The following is a 418-nucleotide window of genomic DNA, read 5'->3' on the forward strand; positions in this document are numbered from 1 at the left end:
GCCATGACGCACAGGTCGGTGACGATCAGGTCGACACAGGCCTTGCCGGTCAGCGGCAGGGTGCATTCTGGCAGGATCTTCGGACTGCCCGCCTTGCTGGCATGGTCCATGACGACGACGATGCGCTTGACGCCCGCGACCAGGTCCATCGCGCCGCCCATGCCCTTCACCATCTTGCCGGGAATGGTCCAGTTGGCGATGTCGCCGCCCGCCGACACCTCCATCGCGCCGAGCACCGCCATGTCGATATGGCCGCCCCGGATCATCGCGAAGCTGTCGGCGGAAGAAAAGAAGCTGGAGGTCGGCAGCGTCGTGACCGTCTGCTTGCCCGCATTGATGAGGTCGGGGTCCGCCTCCCCCTCATGGGGGAAGGGCCCGATGCCGAGCAGGCCGTTTTCGGACTGCAAGGTCACGTCGA

1 protein-coding gene is annotated in these 418 nt (G+C 65.8%); it reads right to left on the bottom strand.

The features are described 5' to 3' along the window. Positions 1-418: CoA-transferase (locus SM191_RS19615; RefSeq protein WP_341507667.1), on the bottom strand; the 418-nt coding region annotated here is incomplete at both ends.

Source organism: Sphingomonas sp. 2378, from assembly GCF_038084995.1.
Classification (GTDB): domain Bacteria; phylum Pseudomonadota; class Alphaproteobacteria; order Sphingomonadales; family Sphingomonadaceae; genus Sphingomonas.